Annotated in this window: 19 protein-coding genes; 9 read left to right on the top strand and 10 right to left on the bottom strand. The window is 62.5% G+C overall.

Annotated features, from left to right (window positions below):
• Nucleotides 1-12: 12 nt before the first annotated feature.
• The 7 genes from LB536_RS18760 to LB536_RS18730 all read left to right on the top strand — a co-directional run bounded on the left by LB536_RS18760 (nt 13) and on the right by LB536_RS18730 (nt 8,344).
• A complete protein-coding gene (locus LB536_RS18760) occupies nt 13-1,245 on the top strand; it encodes a hypothetical protein (RefSeq protein ID WP_224595340.1) in 1,233 nt (410 codons plus the stop codon).
• Complete coding sequence (locus tag LB536_RS18755) at nt 1,242-2,000, top strand: FkbM family methyltransferase (RefSeq protein ID WP_224595338.1); 759 nt, start codon at nt 1,242-1,244, stop codon at nt 1,998-2,000. The genes LB536_RS18760 and LB536_RS18755 overlap by 4 nt, the downstream gene beginning before the upstream one ends.
• Nucleotides 2,001-2,151: 151 nt before the next feature.
• Nucleotides 2,152-4,713 carry an FAD-dependent oxidoreductase gene (locus LB536_RS18750; RefSeq protein ID WP_224595335.1) on the top strand — a complete coding sequence of 854 codons (2,562 nt, stop codon included), beginning with the start codon at nt 2,152-2,154 and terminating at the stop codon, nt 4,711-4,713.
• Nucleotides 4,714-4,807: 94 nt separating this feature from the next.
• Nucleotides 4,808-5,656: a DUF1194 domain-containing protein gene (locus LB536_RS18745; RefSeq protein WP_181178486.1), complete on the top strand. Its 849-nt coding sequence runs from the start codon at nt 4,808-4,810 to the stop codon at nt 5,654-5,656.
• Between the two features lie 113 nt (nt 5,657-5,769).
• Complete coding sequence (locus LB536_RS18740) at nt 5,770-6,720, top strand: ABC transporter substrate-binding protein (protein ID WP_224595332.1); 951 nt, start codon at nt 5,770-5,772, stop codon at nt 6,718-6,720.
• Nucleotides 6,721-6,788: 68 nt separating this feature from the next.
• Complete coding sequence (locus LB536_RS18735) at nt 6,789-7,562, top strand: ABC transporter permease (protein ID WP_140758239.1); 774 nt, start codon at nt 6,789-6,791, stop codon at nt 7,560-7,562.
• Nucleotides 7,559-8,344, top strand: a complete 786-nt coding sequence (locus tag LB536_RS18730; RefSeq protein ID WP_140758240.1) for an ABC transporter ATP-binding protein — start codon at nt 7,559-7,561, stop codon at nt 8,342-8,344. Before LB536_RS18735 ends, LB536_RS18730 begins: the two co-directional genes overlap by 4 nt.
• 37 nt (nt 8,345-8,381) lie before the next feature.
• Here LB536_RS18730 and LB536_RS18725 read toward each other — a convergent pair whose 3' ends face one another.
• From LB536_RS18725 to LB536_RS18720, 3 genes are all read right to left on the bottom strand, one after another.
• Nucleotides 8,382-9,395 (bottom strand): GlxA family transcriptional regulator, encoded by a 1,014-nt coding sequence (locus LB536_RS18725; RefSeq protein ID WP_263489191.1) that lies wholly within the window; start codon nt 9,393-9,395, stop codon nt 8,382-8,384.
• Nucleotides 9,396-9,688: 293 nt separating this feature from the next.
• Entirely contained in the window at nt 9,689-9,823 is a 135-nt protein-coding gene (locus LB536_RS31135; protein ID WP_127281166.1) for a hypothetical protein, read from the bottom strand.
• A gap of 350 nt (nt 9,824-10,173) precedes the next feature.
• Nucleotides 10,174-10,359: a hypothetical protein gene (locus tag LB536_RS18720; RefSeq protein WP_140812411.1), complete on the bottom strand. Its 186-nt coding sequence runs from the start codon at nt 10,357-10,359 to the stop codon at nt 10,174-10,176.
• A 218-nt stretch (nt 10,360-10,577) separates the two neighbouring features.
• Between LB536_RS18720 and LB536_RS18715 the strand changes: the two genes are divergently transcribed.
• Nucleotides 10,578-11,477 (top strand): LysR substrate-binding domain-containing protein, encoded by a 900-nt coding sequence (locus LB536_RS18715; protein ID WP_015317416.1) that lies wholly within the window; start codon nt 10,578-10,580, stop codon nt 11,475-11,477.
• Here LB536_RS18715 and LB536_RS18710 read toward each other — a convergent pair whose 3' ends face one another.
• Both LB536_RS18710 and LB536_RS18705 read right to left on the bottom strand, forming a co-directional pair.
• The gene (locus tag LB536_RS18710) at nt 11,478-12,458 is read right to left on the bottom strand and encodes an alpha/beta hydrolase (protein ID WP_224595327.1); all 981 of its coding nucleotides are present in this window, start codon (nt 12,456-12,458) and stop codon (nt 11,478-11,480) included.
• Between the two features lie 216 nt (nt 12,459-12,674).
• On the bottom strand, nt 12,675-12,860 hold the full coding sequence (locus tag LB536_RS18705) for a hypothetical protein (RefSeq protein ID WP_224595323.1): 186 nt from the start codon (nt 12,858-12,860) through the stop codon (nt 12,675-12,677).
• Between the two features lie 335 nt (nt 12,861-13,195).
• Between LB536_RS18705 and LB536_RS18700 the strand changes: the two genes are divergently transcribed.
• Complete coding sequence (locus tag LB536_RS18700) at nt 13,196-14,170, top strand: acyltransferase family protein (RefSeq protein WP_224595319.1); 975 nt, start codon at nt 13,196-13,198, stop codon at nt 14,168-14,170.
• 75 nt (nt 14,171-14,245) lie between these two features.
• Here LB536_RS18700 and LB536_RS18695 read toward each other — a convergent pair whose 3' ends face one another.
• From LB536_RS18695 to LB536_RS18675, 5 genes are all read right to left on the bottom strand, one after another.
• Complete coding sequence (locus tag LB536_RS18695; RefSeq protein ID WP_224595316.1) at nt 14,246-16,375, bottom strand: ASKHA domain-containing protein; 2,130 nt, start codon at nt 16,373-16,375, stop codon at nt 14,246-14,248.
• The gene (locus tag LB536_RS18690; protein ID WP_140758244.1) at nt 16,326-17,300 is read right to left on the bottom strand and encodes a methyltetrahydrofolate cobalamin methyltransferase; all 975 of its coding nucleotides are present in this window, start codon (nt 17,298-17,300) and stop codon (nt 16,326-16,328) included. Before LB536_RS18690 ends, LB536_RS18695 begins: the two co-directional genes overlap by 50 nt.
• Before the next feature lie 81 nt (nt 17,301-17,381).
• Complete coding sequence (locus LB536_RS18685) at nt 17,382-18,473, bottom strand: methylenetetrahydrofolate reductase (protein ID WP_224595314.1); 1,092 nt, start codon at nt 18,471-18,473, stop codon at nt 17,382-17,384.
• On the bottom strand, nt 18,470-19,063 hold the full coding sequence (locus tag LB536_RS18680; RefSeq protein WP_224595311.1) for a methylenetetrahydrofolate reductase C-terminal domain-containing protein: 594 nt from the start codon (nt 19,061-19,063) through the stop codon (nt 18,470-18,472). Before LB536_RS18680 ends, LB536_RS18685 begins: the two co-directional genes overlap by 4 nt.
• Nucleotides 19,056-19,358 carry a virulence factor gene (locus LB536_RS18675; RefSeq protein WP_140758247.1) on the bottom strand — a complete coding sequence of 101 codons (303 nt, stop codon included), beginning with the start codon at nt 19,356-19,358 and terminating at the stop codon, nt 19,056-19,058. The genes LB536_RS18680 and LB536_RS18675 overlap by 8 nt, the downstream gene beginning before the upstream one ends.
• Between the last annotated feature and the right edge of the window lie 156 nt (nt 19,359-19,514).

Genomic DNA, 19,514 nt, shown 5'->3' with positions numbered 1-19,514 from the left:
CGCTGATCAGACATGCTGACCAAGTCGCCCGCTCCGCAAAATCCACTCGACCGGTTCGCCGAAGCCGGTCTGGCGTGGGGCGAGCGGACCTATGCACGGCTGGCGGCTCCGATCGGTGCGGCGGCTTTCGCGCTCTATATCGTTTTGACGGCGCTCACGGCCTGGGCGATGCCCGATGCCAACTGGGACATGCTGCCCTATCTCGCCATATCGGAGGAGGGCACCTATCCTAATGCGCAGACGCTGCATGATTATGCCTACAACACCGTCAAATCGGGTGTCTCGGCCGGCGACTACAAGGGGCTGACCGACGATGGCGGTGGCTTCCGCAGCCACATGGCGCAGAACGCCGTCGACTTCCATTCGCTGCTTGGGATGTACCGGATCAAGTTTCTCTATGCCGAGATCCTGTCGACGCTGGGTTCCGTAATGTCGCCGATCGAGGCGATGCGGCTGGTGCAGGTGTTTTCGGTACTGCTGTTCGGCGCGATCACATTGCTCTGGCTGCGTGGGGAAAAGGCATTGGCGTTGGCGCCGGTGGTCGGCGCGGTGCTGATCATGGCCGATTTCGGCGATGCGGCGCGCGCCTCGACGCCTGATCTGCTCACGTCGGCGCTGCTGCTCGGAGGGCTCTATGCCTATATTAGAGGCCGCGAGGCGGCGACGGCGATCCTGCTCTTCCTTGCCTTCATGGTGCGGCCTGACAACATTGTTTTCCTTGCCGTTTTCGCAGTGCTGCTGGTCGTGTTCCGGCAGAAGGCATGGGGCGCATTGGCGGGCTTCGCCGCCTCGCTGGTCGCTTATTTCGCCATTTCGCATTGGGCGCATCATCCAGGCTGGTGGCCGCATCTATGGTTCTCCAGCATCGAACAGCACTACAACATGGACGGGTTCGAGCCGGCTTTTTCCATCACCGCCTATCTCCGGGCGTTTGCCGCCTCGCTGCTGCGCGCCGTCAATCTGAACAGCTGGGTCGGGGTCTCGGTGCTGGCGCTGGCCGGCTGGTTTGCGGCCAACCGTGCCGGCTTCGGGCTCGGTCGCCGCGCCGGTATCCTGTTTGCGGCGCTGGTGCTCGGTGCGCTGGCCAAATTCACCGTCTTCCCGATCCACGACACGCGCATCTATTTTCCGCATCTGGTCCCGCCCTTCCTGCTGCTGGCATCGCCCTTCATGGCGCTGTGGGCGGCGGTCGCCCGCGGCCAGCACCGCGTCGCCTTGCACGTCATACCAGGAGACAAATCATGAGCTCAGTTTCCAGCCTGGCGCGCATTGCCCTGTCGCTTGGCCTTCCCGCCGGCCTGCTGGATCGCGGGCCATCGCTGCGCGGCACCAAGTTCCTCGCCAAAGCGGCGCTGAAGGCACGCTTCGGTGGTAGCGGCCGGCCATTCCAGATGGTCAATGTGGGCGCCTGCGATGGTGCGCTGTTCGATGACGTGACGCCGTGGCTGCACCGCATTCCAACGGCCCGCGCCATGCTGGTCGAGCCAATCCCGTACAACCAGAAACGGCTGCGCGCCAATTATCCCGACACGGACCGCTTCGTCATCGAACCGGTGGCAGTGACGAGGACAAAAGGTACGATCACCGTCCACACCTTTGACGCGGCCGCGCTCGAGGCCGGCACGCTGCCGATCGAGTTCATTGGCTGCTCGTCGGTCACGGACACCAATCTGACGTCGGGCAAGAATGCCTGGGGCGAGGCCGACGCGAATTTCAACAAGTTCGCGCCGCACCTGAAAGACATCGAGGTGCCATCGGAGACCTTGCAGACATTGCTCGACCGCAATGGCATCACCCATATCGATGCCTTCCTCGTCGATTGCGAAGGCGCCGACTGGATCGTGTTCGAGCAGCTCGACCTCAAGCGCTATCGTCCCGGCATGATCAAGGTCGAGGTCGGTGCACTGCCTGCCCTGGAGATAGGCCAGGTCGTGGTCAAGCTGAAAACGGCGGGCTACCAGCTTGGCTTCCAGGCCGAGGATGTCTGGGCATTTGCCTGATGGGTAGCTGTTTTCCCTGATTTGGGAAGGGTCGCGCCGCATCCGCGGCGTGTCGCAAACAGGCGGTAGCGCCGTGCCCGTCGCCTGCATATTGTGCGCCGATCAAACGGGCGCCGAAGCCGCCCGCAACAGCATTCTGGAGTCGCGGGCAATGGCAGAGTTTCCGAAAAAGGCGAAGGTCGTCATCGTAGGCCTCGGCGGCATTGTCGGCGCATCGATCGCCCATCATCTGATCGAGCGCGGTTGGGACGACATTGTCGGCATCGACAAGTCGGGCATCCCGACCGACATCGGCTCGACCGCGCACGCTTCCGACTTCTGCTACACCACCAGCCACGATTTTCTGTCGTGCTGGACGACGCTCTATTCCATCGATTTCTACGAGAAGATGGGCCATTACGCGCGCGTCGGCGGCCTCGAGGTCGCCCGTGTCGGCGACGACGGCCGCATGGACGAGATCAAGCGCAAGATTGCCTCGGCCAAGGCTTTCGGCACACGTGCGCGCCTGATCGAGCCGGCCGAGATCAAGGAAAAATTCCCGCTGATCGAACAGGATCTGGTGCAGGGCGGCCTGTGGGATCCGGACGCCGGTCTCGTCATTCCGCGCTCGCAGACCGTCGCCGGCAAGCTGGTCGACCAGGCGGAAGCGTCCGGCAAGCTCAAATCCTTCGCCAACACGCCGGCGAAGTCGCTTGTCGTCAAGGACGGCCGCATCAGCGCCGTGGTGACCGACCGCGGCACGATCGAGGCCGACTATGTCATCGTCTGCGCCGGCATCTGGGGCCGGCTCATCGCCGAAATGGTCGGCGAGGATCTGCCTGTCATGCCGATCGACCATCCGCTGACCTTCTTCGGCCCGTACACCGAGTTCGCCGGCACCGGCAAGGAGATCGGCTGGCCGCTGCTGCGCGATCAGGGCAACTCGGCCTATATGCGCGACACCGGCGATCCCAAGACCGCCGAGGGCGGCCAGATCGAATGGGGCTATTACGAAGAGACCAATCCGCGCCTTTGCCACCCCCGCGATCTGCTGGAGAAGGACCAGGCGCGGCTGTCGCCGTCGCAGCGCGATCTCGACATGGAGCAGATCCTAGCGCCGCTCGAACGCGCCATGGAGCTGACGCCGATCCTGGGCGAACTCGGCTATAACGAAAGCCATTCGTTCAATGGCCTGCTGCAGGTGACGGCCGATGGCGGCCCATCCATGGGCGAAAGCCAGAAGGTGAGGGGCCTGTGGTACGCCGTCGCCATCTGGGTCAAGGACGGCCCCGGCATGGGCAAGCTGATCGCCGACTGGATGACGGACGGCCGCACCGAGATCGACCACCACGCGATCGACTATGCCCGCTTCTATCCGCACCAGACCAAGGAACAGTTCATCTGGGATCGCTGCACCGAGACGGCGATGAAGGTCTACAATCCGGCGGTGCATCCGCGTGAACCCTTCTCCAAGGCCCGCAATATCAGGCGCTCGCCGTTCTGGGAGCGCGAGAAGGAACTCGGCGGCTATTTCATGGAGCTCGGCGGCTGGGAGCGCGCACATGGCTATGCCGCCAACGAGCATCTGCTCGAGAAATATGGCAACCGGGTGCCGGTGCGCGAGAACGAATGGGACAACCGCCATTTCTGGCGCGTCTCCAACGCGGAGCATCTGGCGATGAGCGAGGATTGCGGCATCGTCAATCTCTCGCATTTCTCGATGTATGACATCGAAGGGCCCGACCATGTCGCGCTGCTGGAATGGCTGTGCGCGGCCAAGATCGGCGGCGACAACAACATCGGCAAGGGCATCTACACCCACTTCCTCGATGAGGAAGGCATGGTGCGCGCCGACTTCACCGTGATCCGCATGGCGGACCGCTGCCGGCTGATCGACGGCGCCGACGCCGGGCCGCGCGACTTCCAGTACATGCGCCTTACGGCTCAGGACAAAGGGTTCGACGTCACCATCACCGATGTGACCGAGAAGTACGTCACCATCGGCATCTGGGGACCGAACGCGCGGACGACCTTGAAGAAGGTGGTCGAGAACCCGGATGGGCTTTCGCCGGAGAATTTTCCATTCGCGGCCATCAAGCCGGTCAGGATCGGCGGCAAGGATGTCACCGCCTTCCGCATCTCCTATGTCGGCGAGCAGGGCTGGGAACTTCATATGCGCTACGAGGACGGTCTGGCCGTCTGGGACGCGCTGCGCTCGACAGGCGTCATGCCGTTCGGCGTCGAGACCTACGCCAACACCCGCCGGATGGAAAAGAGCCTGCGGCTGCAGAACGCCGACCTTCTGACCGAGTATAATCTGCTGGAAGCCGATCTCGCCCGACCGAAGGTCAAGGAGAACGATTTCTGCGGCAAGGCCAAGCATGTGGAGTATCGCGAACGCGCGCACCAGCCTGCCATGCTGTGCACGCTGGTGATGACCGAGAATACGGATTCCAAGGGTGTTGCCCGTTATCCCGTCGGCATCATGCCGGTGATGGACCCCGAGAGCGGGGAAACGCTGGTCGACGAACTCGGCCGCCGCTCCTTCACCACATCGGTCGCCTATGGCCCGACCATCGGCAAGAACATCGCGCTCGCCTATCTGCCGTGGGCCTATGCGCAGGAGGGCCGCAAGCTCGCGGTCGAGTATTTCGGCGAGACCTATCCGGTCGAGGTGGCAAGCGTCGGCTACAAGCCGCTTTACGACCCGGAGAATCTGAAGCCGCGGAGCTGATCGCCCAACGCCAGGGCGCGCACAGATTGGATCAGCCCGGCAAAGGCCGGGCTTTTCTCTTTTTCGGTGGGCGATTCTGGCTTACCCTCGCGGAATGTCTGGTTTGCCCTGCGCAAGACATCTGTTTTCCGCCTCTGCCGTACTGGGACTGATGCTCTGGCCGGCGCCAATGTCCCGCGCGGACGAGCCGGTCGATGTCGAGCTGGTGCTGGCGGTGGATGTTTCGCTGTCGATGTCGGCGGATGAGCTTGAGATCCAGCGCCATGGCTACGCAGCGGCGCTGACGCATGACAATGTGCTGCAGGCGATCGCCGATGGCGTCTATGGCAAGATCGCCGTCACCTATGTCGAATGGGCCGGTACCAGCTGGCAACGCGTCATCGTGCCGTGGACGGTGATCGCAAGCCGGGCCGACGCCGAGCGGGTTGTGGCGCAATTTTCGGCCCAGCCGCCCGACAGCGCGCGGCGCACCTCGATCTCCGGTGCGCTGGAGTTCGGTAGCGACCTTTTCGCCGAAAGCGGCTACCAGGGAACCAAGCGCGTCATCGACATTTCGGGCGACGGGCCAAACAACCAGGGCGCGCCGGTCAATCTCGCCCGCGACGGCGTGGTCAGGCAAGGCATCGTCATCAACGGCCTACCGCTGATGACCCGAGGCGGCTTTTCCGGGGTCTATGACGTCAACGATCTCGACCGCTACTACAGCGACTGCGTCATCGGCGGCGCCGGCGCCTTCATGATCCCGGTCAACGACTGGACGCAATTTCCCGAAGCCATCCGCCGCAAGCTGGTGCTGGAGCTTGCCGGTCCGGCGTCGCGCCAATGGGCGGCGGAGGAGGCGGATCACCCGCCAGTGGTGCTGGCGCAGGACAAACCCGCCGCCGACTGCCAGGTCGGCGAGAAAATGTGGCGCAACCGCAACTGGATGCCCGACACCAGGTAGAACAATCTGAAACCGGTTGCCGGCTGCTTTCCACGCAAACACGTTCCTGTCGATTGACAAGCCCATCGGCCTCTGTGAACAATTTCCCCCAGAGAAACAAAAGGGGAACCGACATGAACAGGATAACCGTCTTTGCCGCGACATTGACGCTTGCCGCGGGTTTGACCGCGCCGGCGATGGCCGCCACGTCACTTACCATCGGCATCAGCGGATGGACCGGATTCGCGCCGCTGACGCTCGCCAAGCAGACAGGGCTGTTCGAGAAGCATGGCCTCGACGTGACCTTGAAGAAGGTGCCGCAGGCCAGCCGTCCGCTCGCCATCGCCAGCGGCGACCTGCAATGCGCCGCCACCACGGTCGAGACCTGGCTGGTCTGGAACGCCAGCGGGGTGGCCACCAAGCAGATTTTCCAGCTCGACAAATCCTATGGCGCCGACGGCATCGTCGCGCGCAACGACATCAAGACCGTCGCCGATCTCAAGGGCAAGACCGTCGCCTCCTCGGCGCCAGGCACGTCGCCCTATTTCCTGCTCGCCTGGGTGCTGAACAAAAACGGCATGTCGACCAAGGACGTGACGGTCGTCAATCTCGAGCCTGACGCGGCGGCGCAAGCCTTCCTCGCCGGCCAGAACGATGCGGCGGTCACCTATGAGCCGTTCCTTTCGGCCGTGCGCGACAAGGCCGACCAGGGTCATATCCTGGCGACCACGCTCGACTATCCGATGGTTCTCGACACGGTCGGCTGCACGCCCGAATTCCTCAAGGCCAATCCTAACGCCGCCAAGGCGCTTGCCGACAGCTATTTCGACGCTCTCGACATGATCAAGAAGGATCCGCAGAAATCCTACGAGATCATGGGCGCCGACGTGAAACAGTCGGCCAAGGAATTCGAGGATTCGGCGAAGTACCTGAAATGGGCCGACAAGGCTGAGAACAAGCAGTTCTTCACCAAGGAATTCCAGGATTTTTCCAAGACCGCGGGTGCACTGCTGCTGCAGATGGGGCTGATCAAGGAGGCGCCCGACGTCGCCACGCTGGCCGACACCAGCGCCGTGGCGAATTGACGGTTCAACCCTTGGGCATCGTGCGGTGGCGCAGAGCGCCGCCGCCTTCCCCCTGACAAAGGACGAAGATGCGCCCCTTGCATCCTGTCTCACCGAGCCTGCGAACAGTGCTCGGCATTTCCTTCTTCGTGCTGTTCGTGGCCTTCTGGGCCTGGATCACGCTTGGCGGCCACGTCAACCGCATCTTCCTCGCCGATCCGCTGTCGATGCTGCGGGACGGCTGGCGGCTGCTGGTCGAGGACCGTTTCTGGCTCGACATACTGATCACCATCTGGCGCGTCTTCGGCGGCTTTGTGCTGGCCTCGGTCGTCGCCGTGCCGCTCGGCATCGCCATGGGCGCCTGGAAGCCGGTGGAAGCGTTTCTGGAGCCCTTCGTCTCCTTCGCCCGCTACCTGCCGGCGTCGGCCTTCATTCCGCTGCTCATCCTGTGGGCCGGCATTGGCGAACTGGAAAAACTGCTCGTCATCTTCGTCGGCTCGGTGTTCCAGATCATCCTGATCATTGCCGTCAAGGTGGGTTCCACGCGGCGCGACCTGGTCGAGGCCGCCTATACTCTGGGCTCGACCAGCAACGGCATCGTCAGGCGGGTGATCATGCCGGCCAACGCGCCCGAGATCGCCGAGACGTTGCGGCTGGTGCTCGGCTGGGCCTGGACCTATGTCATCGTTGCCGAACTGATCGGTTCGTCGTCCGGCATCGGCTACATGATCATCAACAGCCAATCGCGGCTGGCGACCGGTCAGATCATCTTCGGCATCATCGTCATCGGCCTGATCGGGCTGTTGTCCGATTTCGCTTTCAAGGCGTTCAACCGCTGGCTCTTTCCGTGGAGCCTGGCGTGAGCAAGCTTCTCATCGAGGGCGTTTCCCGGACTTTTGCCGGCGTGCGCGGCGGAGAGCCGGTCAGGGCGCTGATGCCGGTCGACCTGGCGGTCGCGGCCAATGATTTCATCACCATACTGGGGCCGTCCGGTTGCGGAAAGTCGACGCTGTTGAGGATCGTCGCCGGCCTGGAGGCGCCAAGCGAAGGCCGCGTTCTGCTTGATGGCAAGGCGGTGACGAGACCGGGACCGGATCGCGGCATGGTCTTCCAGTCCTACACGCTTTTCCCATGGCTGACGGTCGCCGAAAACATCGCCTTCGGCCTACGCGAACGCGGCATGGCCGAAGAGGAGCGGGACGGGATCGTTGCCTCCTATGTCGATCTCGTTGGGCTGAAGGGGTTCGAGAACCATTGGCCGAAGCAGCTTTCCGGCGGCATGCAGCAGCGCACGGCGATAGCGCGGGCACTGGCCAACGATCCGGAAATCCTGTTGCTGGACGAGCCGTTCGGGGCGCTCGACAACCAGACGCGCGGGCTGATGCAGGAATTGCTGCTCGGCATCTGGGAACGGCGCAAGAAAACGGTGCTGTTCGTCACCCACGATATCGAGGAGGCGATCTTCATGGCCTCGCGGGTTATCGTGATGACGGCACGGCCCGGCCGCATCAAGTCGGATGTCGCCATCGACCTGCCGCATCCGCGCCACTACACGCTGAAGACCAGTCCGGAATTCTCGGCGTTGAAGGCACGGCTGACCGAGGACATCCGCGTCGAAGCGATGCGGACGGCAGACGCGCACTAACCGCTCGCGGCTCGGTCGTCCGCGCGTATGGTTTGGATCAGGCCGCCAGCAACTGCTTGCGGTCAACGCGCTCCTGCTGCGGCGAGCGGGCGTAGAGCTCGCGGTAGCATTTCGAGAAATGCGAGGCCGAGACGAAGCCGCAGGCGACCGCCACTTCGACCACCGGGAGCGACGACTGGATCAAGAGATGGCGGGCGCGGTCGAGGCGGATTTCGAGATAATAGCGAGCTGGGGAACGGCCCATCTCGGTGCGGAACAGGCGCTCGATCTGGCGGCGCGACAAGTCGACATGGTCGGCGATCTCGATCAGCGACAGCGGCTCGGACAAATTGGCCTCCATCAGTTCGATGATGGTCAGCACTTTCGAGTTCTGCACGCCGAGGCGGGCACGCAGCGGCAGGCGTTGGCGGTCGGTCGGGCTGCGCACACGGTCGGTCAGCACCTGCTCGCACACGCGGTTGACGAGGTTCTCGTCGAAATCGTCGCCGATCAGCTTCAGCATCATGTCGAGCGCGGCGGTGCCGCCGGCGCAGGTGTAAATGTTCTGGTCGATCTCGAACAGGTCGGCAAAGACATTGGCCTTCGGGAAGGCCTCGGAAAAGCCCGGCAGGTTTTCCCAATGGATGGCGCAGCGCTTGTTCGACAACAGCCCGGCGGCGGCGAGGATATGCGCACCGGTGCACAGGCCGCCGACGGCGACGCCGCGGTTGTATTCCTCGCGCAGCCAGGCAAAGGCCGATTTGTTCTGGTAGCGCTCGACATTGATGCCGCTGCAGACGATGGCCATGTTGGGGCGATCCGGCCCTGCCATCTTCTTGCGTTCCTCCTCGAGCGAGGTGTTGACCGCACACTCCACGCCGTTCGAGGCGCGCACGGGTTTGCCGTCGATGCTGGCGAGACGCCAGCAATAGGCCTCGTAGCCGAGCATCCGATTGGCGGAGCGCAACGGGTCTAGCGCGGTCGCAAAAGCGATCATGGTGAAATCGGGGACAAGGAAGAACACAAACGATCGCTTGATCGGATGCTTGACGGCGTTCACGGGGAACCTCATCTGGCCATGACGCGAACAGGATGTCGCGAATAGCATAGCGTCATCAGGAAAAACCATTCCTGTCAATTGGCTAGACGGCTTTGGCAAGATTAAATTTGCGACATGGGTCGCAAATGGACAATCGCCGCGCGGTGCTGCTCAAACTAGGCCACCGCCAGGTTGTGAAAAGGCGATGGAAGCGCAACGAGATAAACGCCGCCTCGGCGGAACCGAAGCGGCGGCAGTCGACTCTCAAGCCGTAGCAGGGAGCACGGCTCTGGAGATATCTTTGTATTCTCTATTTTTTACGCAGTTCAGGCGACGAAGCCGAGACGCGCGGCAGCCATGGCGCCAGTCTGGCCAGGCATGGTCTTGGCAAGGCGCTGACGCTCGAGAGCCGTGGTCAGGTTCATTTCGCGGCGTGCGAAGAGGCGGGCAAAAAGCTTCATGATCATCTCCAATCGGTTGCTCAGACGGGTCGCCTTCGCTTGATGGAGTGGGGCAGCTCGTTTGCTGGCGGTGATATAGGCTCGTGTAAGCAGAAACTAAATCGCAAAAGCGAAGCGCTTGATATGAAAAGCGACACCGAATGCGGCAAATTTGGGCAGGGTGTGGGTGGTGTGCTCAATATTTACGAATAGTTACAGATGGTTAGCTTCAAAAGCGAGCTGCCATGCGGCTTGCTCATATGCGCCATGCGGCGGCAGCATGGCTCCTGAATTCATTTGAATACAAATAAAATAGAGAAGGCCTGCCGGGCGGGTTGCGCGGCAGGCCTTCAGCACGAGGTACACACGATCTACTTTACTCCAGCCCAGGATCCGACGCCATTGCGAATGCCGGTCTTGGTGTCGGAAGCTTCCGGCCAACCGATGTCCTTCTGCAACTCGATCGGCAGGGAACGGATGGCGCGTTCGGTCTGGTAGCGGGCGCGGGCCGCGCTGAATTCGGTCGCGATGCGGCCGAGGGAGGACAGGATAGACATTTCGATCTCCTTTGCAGCGGCGCGGGAGGCGCCGGCAATGCGTTACGTCAGTCTGTTTCAGCTTCATTTCACGTCGAATGCAGGTCTGCGCCGTGGGCGTTTCGTGACCGCTTCTGGCAGCATGCTGCTTCGACGGAGTTGACTATGCTCCTGATCTGATGTTCAATCAAACGAAATGGAATGATGCTTTGTATCAGAAAAATTGAAGGCTGATCGCCATGAACGCCCCACTCAATCACCCGCTGCCGCTGCTCGACCTCGATGTTTTGCGCACTTTCGTGGCGATTGCCGAGACCGGCAGTTTCACCACCGCGGCCAATGCGGTGTTCCGCACACCGTCGGCGGTCTCCATGCAGATCAAAAAGCTGGAAGACATTCTCGGCCGCTCGGTGTTCGCGCGCGACGCGCGTTCGGTGACGCTGACCACGGACGGCGAAATGCTGCTCGGCTATGCCCGCCGGCTTTTGTCGATCAACCGCGAGGTGGTATCGAAGTTCATCATCCCCGACATTGTCGGCGTGGTGCGGCTCGGCTCACCTGACGACTATGGCGAGCGCGTGCTGCCGCATGTGCTGAAGCGTTTCGCGCAGTCGCATCCCTCGATTGCAGTCGATGTCACCATCGACCAGAGCAGCAATCTGCGTCGGCGCATGGACGACCGGGCGCTCGACATCACGCTTCTGACCAACTCCTACAAGACCAGCGCGCTCGGCGCCGAGGTGCTCTTGACCGAGCCGATCGTGTGGGCCGGCGCCAAGGGCGGCTGCGCGCATCTGCGCGAACCGCTGCCGGTGTCATTGTGGGAAGAAGGCTGTGCCTGGCGGGCCGGTGCGCTCGAAGCATTGGGCCGCGAGGGCCGCAACTATCGCGTCGCTTACATGAGTGCCCATACCGCAGGCCAGCGTGCCGCGATCATGGCAGACCTTGCGGTCGCGCCGCTGCCGCGATCGTTCCTCGGCAACGACATGGTCGAACTCTGCCCGAAGGACGGGATGCCCGATATCGGCACTTACAATCTTGCCATGGTGGTGGCGCCGGACGCCAGCGCGCCGGTCAAGGCCGTCGCCGACCACATTCGCGCGACCTTCGAGGTGTTTCGGGAAACCGGCAAGTTCTGATCATCCGGGATACTCGGACCGAAGGCCTTGCTCCGCCGCCTCTTCGGAGGGCGCTTTGAACCTTGCCGCCGTGCCTTGAACGATCGGCGACGGGCTCTCGCTCAGGAAAGCGACGATGTGTTGGCGCGCACGCCGCGCTTCCGGCATGTCGATCAACGGCCAAACGTGGAACATGCCTTCCTCGTAGACCAACTCCACCTCGACACCGACGGCGCGCGCTTTTTGTGCAAAGATCAGATTGTCGGGCGTGAGAAGATCGCGGGAGCCGGTCAGGAGCAATGTCTTCGGCAATACCGACAGTTCGCCATAGACCGGGCTGATGCGCCAGTCGGTCGGATCCATACCGGCACTGTAGAGCCGGATTGCCTCCCGCCCACCGGCAATGCCCAACCATGGATCGTTCCGCTCCGCCTCGAACACTTCGGGGTTTGCGAGCGAGACGTCGAGCCCGGGTGAAATCAGCACATGGCGCGAGGGCAGGGGCAAGCCCTCTTCCGCCGCCATCATGGTCAGCACCACGGCCATGTTGCCGCCCGCGGAATCGCCCATGAAGATGATCTCTTCGGCCTCCATCTCCTCAAGCATCTGGCGATAGACGGCGCCGACCATGCCGAACATGGCGTGGAAATCATGTTCAGGGGCGATGGGATAGATCGGCACGGTGATGCCGTAGCCCAGCCGCTCGGCCATGTCGGCGATCAGATACCAGTGATAAGGCGTAATCTCAAAGACATAGGCGCCGCCATGCAGGTAGAGTATCCGTTTGTGCTCTCCAGCCCTGGGGGCGACTTCGTAGACCGGGAAACCGTCAACGGTGCGCGTCTGGATGTCGTAACGCTGCTGCAGCGCGGCCGGCGGATGGTGATCCTCGGTCTTGCGCGCGGCCGCGATCCAGCGCTGCAGGTTTTCCGGGCTGGAAAAGGCCTGCTTGCGGCTGTGCCTGAGCACGAAGGACACGACGTGGCTTTTCAAACTTGGCATGCGGATACACGGACTTCGGCTGCAGCCGACTAAGAGAATTCCCCTTCGCTCTTGAAGATCGTGCCCTGGCCAAAGATGTCAAGATCGGCGCCTTGTCCACACGCTGGTGTGATCAGTGGCGCGGCAGAAGTGCCGCGCGCAGCCGGTTGTTGGCCGTCGGGAACGTACGAGGTCCCCGGCGGAGGCCGAGCAATTTGCATTTCTCGGAGAAGGTCATCAGCGCGTCGTCCCCAGAAGCAGCGAGGCGAGCGTGGCCTGCGGATCGTTCGGCGGCGATGCGGGCCAGCCGATGTCCTTCTGGACATGCGCCGGAAGACTGTTCAGCGCGCGGATCGTCTTGTTCCTGGCATGGGTTTGCCTGATGGCCACACCGAAGCGGCCGAGACTTTCGAACATCGACATTTTCATCTCCCTTGATGAACGGCGCTGGCCAAGGACTGTCTTCGGCCGCCGTTCGATGCGGGGTAAATGCGCCTGACATGTATCGGATAGATTTCGCGAAAATAGAGCGTTCGTTTCAAGATCCACCTGATCTGGAAACATTGCATACAAATGAGTTTCCGAGGCGCTGAAGCCGTTTTCAGGCTCCGAAAAATTCCATGTCCTCGCGCGGTGGTGCGCTGCGACTCGAATAGAAAGTGGTTGACAAGTCGCCCCGCAACTGCCCGTAATTGTGCAGTGCAGCAGAAGAAGTGTGCGCTGCAGCGCAAATACGGAAACCATGACCGGGAGTCATCGTGCCGAGTATCCATAGTATTCAATACCTGCGGGCGTTGGCCGCGAGCGCCGTGGTCTGCTTCCACGTCAGCGAGCAGTTTGGCGGCCCGTTCTCGGTCGGCGCCGCCGGGGTCGACATCTTCTTTGTGATCAGCGGTTTCATCATGTGGGTGACGACGGCGAGCCGCCCGGCGGATCCAGCGGGCTTCATCAGCCGCCGGATCACCCGCATCGTGCCGCTCTACTGGATCGTCACCTTGCTGATTGCGTCAGCCATGCTGATCAAGCCGCAATTTTTTTACGATCATCTGTTCAGTCCGCTGAATCTCGGCCGCTCGCTGTTCTTCTTGCCGCTTCGGGAAAACGGCGCATTGCACCCAATCGTCCTCCAGGGTTGGACGCTGAGTTACGAGATGATGTTCTACCTGGTTTTCGCGTTGACTCTTTTTCTGGGCGAACGATGGCGTTTGAGCGTGCTCGTCGGCGTTCTCACCATCATCGTCGCGCTGCATCTTGTCTTGCCTGACGGATATCCACGCTCCTTCACCAGCCCGATCGTACTCGAGTTCGCGGCCGGTGTCATTGTCGGACGCCTGTGGGTCCAGGACGTTCGGCTCTCGTTTGCGCTGGCCCTGACGCTGCTTGTTGGCGGGTTTCTTCTGCTTGCCGTCACCCCTGTGGCGGATGCCGATATGCCGCGCGTACTGCGCTGGGGCATCCCGGCCATGCTGATCGTGACGGGCGCGGTCTTTGCCGAACGTGCTCGGCCATTCAGGCCTGTGGCCTTGTTCAACTTCCTCGGCGAGGCCTCCTATTCGATCTATCTTTGGCACGCCCTGATGGGCGTCGCGGTGACCGGCATCACCTTGCGGCTCGGCATGCTGCCGGCACTGCAGCCGGCAGTGATCGTCGTTCTCAGCCTTGCGTTCTCGGCGATGCTTTATCTGGTCGTCGAAAAGCCGCTCATCCGGGCGCTGCACCCCTCGCGCCCCTAAGGCTCCAAGCTCGGACAAGAGACCCCACTTGCCCGGGCCGCGGACTCATGAATCCGACCGCGATGGCCTGAAGCGTCAGTCGCGGCTGCGCCGAGCAGCATGGCCTTCGCGGGAGCGTCGGCGCGGTGCTGCATCTCCGGCGATGCCATCCTCGCTCACCGTCTTGCGTGGCGGCAGTTTCACCGCCGCCGACAGCTTCGGGAACGGATCGACCTTGTTGGGTAGCGCCATGGCGTAGACGAAATGCTCCTGGAATTTCGGTTCCAGCGCGGTCTCGATCTTCTCGATCTGGCTCACCGTCTCCTCGATCTCGCGGCGATAGCCACGATTGAGCAGCGCCATGCGGGCACCGGCACCGGCAGCGTTGCCGACGGCCGAGACCTTGTCGAGATCGCAATCGGGGATAAGGCCGAGCACCATGGCGTATTTCGGATCGATGAAGGAGCCGAAGGCACCAGCGAAATGGATGCGGTCGACATGCTCGGTGTTCTGCTTTTCCATCAACAACTTGGTGCCGGCATAGAGCGCCGCCTTGGCAAGCTGGATGGCGCGCACGTCGGTCTGGGTGATGGTGATCTTGGGTTCGCCTTCCTTCAGCACATAGGAGAAAGTGCGGCCGTTGGCGACGACGCGCGGCGAGCGCGCGGCAAGCGATCCGTCGACGACACCATCCTCCGAGATGATACCGGCGAGATACATTTCGGCGACGATCTCGATGATGCCAGAGCCGCAGATGCCGGTGACACCGGTCGCCTGCACGCTGTCGAGGAAGCCCGGTTCGTCGGACCACAGTTCCGAGCCGATGACGCGGTATTTCGGCTCCAGCGTGTCGGGATCGATGCGCACGCGCTCGATGGCCCCGGGCGCGGCACGCTGGCCGCCGGAGATTTCGGCACCTTCGAAGGCCGGACCGGTGGGCGAGGAGGCAGCGACAACACGCGCGCGATTGCCGAGTACGATCTCGGCATTGGTGCCGACATCGACGATCAGCATCATCTCATCCTGGCGATGCGGGCCTTCCGACAGCGTCACCGCCGCCGCGTCGGCGCCGACATGGCCGGCAATGCAAGGCAGCATGTAGAGGCGCGCGCCCTGGTTGAGCTTGAGGCCTATGTCGGAGGCCTTGATGCGCACGGCGCCCGAGACAGCGAGCGCGAAGGGAGCGCCGCCGAGCTCGGTCGGATCGATGCCGAGGAACAGGTGATGCATGATCGGATTGCCGACGAAGACGGAATCCAGAATGTCGTTGCGCTGGACATTGCCTTCCGCGCAGACCTTGTCGACGAGGCCGGAGATCGCCTCGCGGACGGCAACCGTCATGCCTTCGCGGCCATCGGGGTTCATCATCACATAGGAGACGCGGCTCATCAGATCCTCGCCGAAGCGGATCTGCGGGTTCGACGTTCCGGACGAGGCGGCGACGCGGCCCGACAGCAGCGACACCAGATGCATGGCGATGGTGGTCGAGCCGATGTCGCAGGCCAGGCCATAGGCCTCGTTCTTGAGGCCAGGCCACAGCGCGATGACGCGCGCGATGTCGCTGTCGGCATCCTTGTGGATGGCGGCTGTCGCGGTCCAGTTGCCTTTGCGCAATATGCCTTGCACCTGCGGCAGCAGATAGAAGTCGAATTCGAGGTTCTTAAAACCCCAGTCCTTCATCAGCGCGATCTTGAGCCGGTCGAGATCGCCTGATGGATTGTGCATGTCGGGCTCTTCGATCTCGACATAGCACATGCGGATGGCGGTATCGCGGGCGATCACCCTGGTGTCTGCATCCTTGCGGATGGTCTGCGCATTGATGACGGTATCCTGCGGCACGTCGATGACGAGATCGCCGAGGATCTGGGCGGAGCAGGAGAGGCGGCGCCGTTCGGGCAGGCCGCGCACGCGTTCGTAGCGCTCTTCCTTGGGGCCCTTGGGCGAGATGTGATCGTTCGAGGAGGTGATCTTGTGCTTGGCGAAATTGCCTTCCTGCACCTCGATCTGGCAGCGCCCGCAAGTGGCGCGTCCGCCGCACACGCTCTCGACATAGACGCCGAGCTGGCGCGCGGCGTCGAGCACCGGCGTGCCGACAGGGAACCGCCCGCGCTTGCCTGACGGCATGAACAGCACGAGCGGATCGGTAATGTTTGCAGGTGAATTCACGATTGCGCGCTTATCCCCGGCCCATCCGGGCTTCACGACCGCCGCGCCGCCGGCTGCCATTGCCGCCGCCTTCGCCCGGTGCATTGACCGCTGTCGGCGCCGCCACCGCGTGGCCGCCTTCGGCCGGCTTGTAATCCTTGTAGGTCTTGATCCACTTGGTGCAGTTCTCGTCGGTGCCGTTCAGCACGTTGGCGCCGCGCACGGCTTCCATCTCCTGCGGGCGAACCGGGTTCATGATCGCCGAGGTCATGCCGGCGCCGATCACCATCGGGATGAAAGCGGCGTTGATGCCGTGCCGGTGCGGCAGGCCGAAGGAGATATTCGACAGGCCGCAGGTGGTGTTGACCTTGAGTTCTTCGCGCAGGCGGCGCAGCAACGCGAACACCTGGCGGCCGGCATCGCCAAGCGCACCGATCGGCATGACCAGCGGGTCGACGACGACGTCATGCGCCGGAATGCCGAAATCGGCGCAGCGCTCGACGATCTTCTTGGCGACGGCGAAGCGTACGTCCGGATCCATCGAAATGCCGGTCTCGTCGTTGGAGATGGCGACGACCGGCACGTTGTACTTCTTGACCAGCGGCAGGATGGCCTCGAGCTTTTCCTCCTCGCCGGTGACGGAGTTGACCAGCGGGCGCCCCTTGGCGACCTTCAGCGCGGCCTCGATCGCGGCGCTGACGGAGCTGTCGATCGAGAGCGGCAGATCGACCAGGCCCTGGACGATCTCCAGCGTCTGCACCAGCAGGCCAGGTTCGGTTTCGTTCGGGTTGACCGAGGTGACGCCGGCATTGACGTCGAGCATGGTGGCGCCGCATGCGGCCTGCTCCAGCGCGTCCTTGATGACGGTCTCGAAATTGCCAACCACCATCTCGGCGGCGAGCTTCTTGCGGCCGGTCGGGTTGATGCGTTCGCCAATCACGCAGAAGGGCTGGTCGAAGCCGATGATGATTTCTCGTGTCGCCGAGGCGACGATGGTCCGGGTCATGAAATCTCTCCGTCGTGATATAAAGAGTTCTTTATATCGTTATCTGTTGTCGATCAAGCGAATGGTGATCGCGCAGCGCTCTCAATGCGCGGTCTTCACCATATCCACCTGGGTTTCGGTAATTTCGTCGTGCAGGATGTGGTCCAGCCGGTCGGCGACCATCTGGTCGTCGCGGCGGATCTCACGCTTCCATGGCTGGCGGCCCTTCAGCACGCCCGATTCGTCGACGATCTCGGCGACATATTCTTCCTGGCGGTAGGCCATCACATGGACGCCTGAGACACCGGGAATTTCCTTCACCTCGTTGATGATGTCGGTGCAGAGCTGCTTGCCTTCCTTCTTCTGGTCCTGGGCGCCTTCCAGTCGCTTGATGACGGCGTCGGGGATATGGATGCCGGGCACGTTGGAGCGGATCCATTTTGCCGTCTTGGCGGAAGCGAGCGGGCCGACGCCGCACAGGATGAACACCTTTTCGGTGTGACCGAGATCGCGGGCCTTCTGCATGAAGGTTTTGAACATCGGCACATCGAAGCAATACTGCGTCTGCACGAACTGCGCGCCGGCGGCGATCTTCTTGCCGAGATGGATCGGGCGAAAGTCGAAGGGCGGCGCGAACGGATTGACTGCAGCGCCCAGGAACAGCTGCGGTGGCGTCGTCAGCTTGCGGCCGGACAGAAACTTGCCGTTGTCACGCATGATGCGGCAGGTCTCCAGCAGCGACATGGAATCGAGATCGAACACCGGCTTGGCACCCGGCTGGTCGCCGGCCTGCACGCCGTCGCCGGTCAGGCACAGCATGTTGGCGACGCCCATCGCGGCACCCCCCAGCACATCGCCCTGAATGGCGATGCGGTTCTTGTCGCGGCAGGCGATCTGCATGATCGGCGCATAGCCCATGCGGGTCAGCAATGCGCAGATGCCGACCGAGGACATGTGGCAATTGGCGCCGGACGCATCGACCGCGTTGATGGCGTCGACCCAGCCGTCGAAGATCTTCGCACGGTTGTAGACGTCCTCGGGATCGGCGCTGTCGGGCGGGTTGAGCTCGGTCGTCACCGCGAACTCGCCGCGCCTGAGCACCCGCTCCAGCCGACCGCGCGAGGTGTGGCCGGGCAGGGGATCGAGCGGCAAATGGATGCCGGCCGGATTTTCGTCGAGCTGGCGGCCGATCATGCGGAGCCTCCGGTCTTCGCGGCAGCGGCCTCACGGGCTGCCGCGGCCTGCGCGGTCACCCGCAGCCAGGCCGAGGTTTCGCGTAAAGACTGGTCGACCGGCTTCTGCACGGTGAGAATCCTGTCGGAATTGACCATGTTCTGCGAACCTTCCCAGGCCTTGACCCAGACGCAGGGCATATTGGGCTCGACTTCGCAATTGCCGTTGGCGCGCACGCCGCCGCAAGGGCCGTTGCGCAACTGCTTGGGGCAGTTCATCGGGCACGACATACCGGTCGAGGACAGGATGCACTGACCGCACATGCGGCAGTCGAACATGAAGCCTTTGACGCGCTTTTCGACGAATTTGATCGGAGCTTCGACGCGGCCATAACCGATGCCCTTCCACAAGGGGTGCAGCAGCAGGAAGGCGTCGGAAAAACGGGCATAAAACCATTCGAGCAATCGCGAGTGCCGAACAGACCATAATCTCACCGCGAACGAGCGCTGTACGCGGCGCTGCGGCGACACGTCGGCCGGCTTGTAGTCGGATTTCGGCGCTGCCTTCTTGACCAGCGTGGCCTGGGTAACCGCCGGGTTCTCGTCAGACATTTTCTTTTCCGCCCGCCTTGACCAGAGCGACCAGCCGCTCGCGGTCGTATTTCGCGTCGAGTTCGTGGAATGCCTTTTCGACCTCGGCTTCGAGATCGTCACCGACCGCAACCGGATCGGCCTTGCGCCATTCGGCGAGATAGTCGTCGGTGCCACCGGCGCCGGTGCGCATGGCGCACATGTCGATCGCCTCGGTGAAGCGCAAGGGCAGTTCGCGCTTGGCGTTCTGCCGGCCTTTCCTGACGATGACCTGGGCAGGGATGTCGCGCCAGTAGACGACGATAAGATCGGCCATGAATTCTCGCTCCTCGATATTCCGAGCATTGCCGCAAGCGTCGAAAGGCTGCTTGTTATGGGACGACGCGCGCGCATTCAAAAGCGACGCATTTCGATGTCGTAAAATGAAAGGTGGGTTTATTCGTTTGCGACCCATGTCGCGACGGGGTCGATG

The sequence above is a fragment of the Mesorhizobium sp. ES1-3 genome (assembly GCF_020164795.1).
GTDB lineage: Bacteria > Pseudomonadota > Alphaproteobacteria > Rhizobiales > Rhizobiaceae > Mesorhizobium.
This window is presented reverse-complemented; position numbering and strand designations above follow the sequence as displayed.

Bases quoted from the DNA above. Each gene is read 5' to 3' on its own strand.
- LB536_RS18735 (WP_140758239.1), top strand. From the start codon at position 6,789: ATGCGCCCCTTGCATCCTGTCTCACCGAGCCTGCGAACAGTGCTCGGC.
- LB536_RS18695 (WP_224595316.1), bottom strand. From the start codon at position 16,375: ATGGCAGCCGGCGGCGCGGCGGTCGTGAAGCCCGGATGGGCCGGGGAT.
- LB536_RS18750 (WP_224595335.1), top strand. From the start codon at position 2,152: ATGGCAGAGTTTCCGAAAAAGGCGAAGGTCGTCATCGTAGGCCTCGGC.
- LB536_RS18685 (WP_224595314.1), bottom strand. From the start codon at position 18,473: ATGATCGGCCGCCAGCTCGACGAAAATCCGGCCGGCATCCATTTGCCG.
- LB536_RS18720 (WP_140812411.1), bottom strand. From the start codon at position 10,359: ATGTCTATCCTGTCCTCCCTCGGCCGCATCGCGACCGAATTCAGCGCG.
- LB536_RS18710 (WP_224595327.1), bottom strand. From the start codon at position 12,458: ATGCCAAGTTTGAAAAGCCACGTCGTGTCCTTCGTGCTCAGGCACAGC.
- LB536_RS18690 (WP_140758244.1), bottom strand. From the start codon at position 17,300: ATGACCCGGACCATCGTCGCCTCGGCGACACGAGAAATCATCATCGGC.
- LB536_RS18755 (WP_224595338.1), top strand. From the start codon at position 1,242: ATGAGCTCAGTTTCCAGCCTGGCGCGCATTGCCCTGTCGCTTGGCCTT.
- LB536_RS18705 (WP_224595323.1), bottom strand. From the start codon at position 12,860: ATGTCGATGTTCGAAAGTCTCGGCCGCTTCGGTGTGGCCATCAGGCAA.
- LB536_RS18675 (WP_140758247.1), bottom strand. From the start codon at position 19,358: ATGGCCGATCTTATCGTCGTCTACTGGCGCGACATCCCTGCCCAGGTC.
- LB536_RS31135 (WP_127281166.1), bottom strand. From the start codon at position 9,823: ATGAAGCTTTTTGCCCGCCTCTTCGCACGCCGCGAAATGAACCTGACC.
- LB536_RS18745 (WP_181178486.1), top strand. From the start codon at position 4,808: ATGTCTGGTTTGCCCTGCGCAAGACATCTGTTTTCCGCCTCTGCCGTA.
- LB536_RS18760 (WP_224595340.1), top strand. From the start codon at position 13: ATGCTGACCAAGTCGCCCGCTCCGCAAAATCCACTCGACCGGTTCGCC.
- LB536_RS18740 (WP_224595332.1), top strand. From the start codon at position 5,770: ATGAACAGGATAACCGTCTTTGCCGCGACATTGACGCTTGCCGCGGGT.
- LB536_RS18715 (WP_015317416.1), top strand. From the start codon at position 10,578: ATGAACGCCCCACTCAATCACCCGCTGCCGCTGCTCGACCTCGATGTT.
- LB536_RS18680 (WP_224595311.1), bottom strand. From the start codon at position 19,063: ATGTCTGACGAGAACCCGGCGGTTACCCAGGCCACGCTGGTCAAGAAG.
- LB536_RS18725 (WP_263489191.1), bottom strand. From the start codon at position 9,395: ATGAGGTTCCCCGTGAACGCCGTCAAGCATCCGATCAAGCGATCGTTT.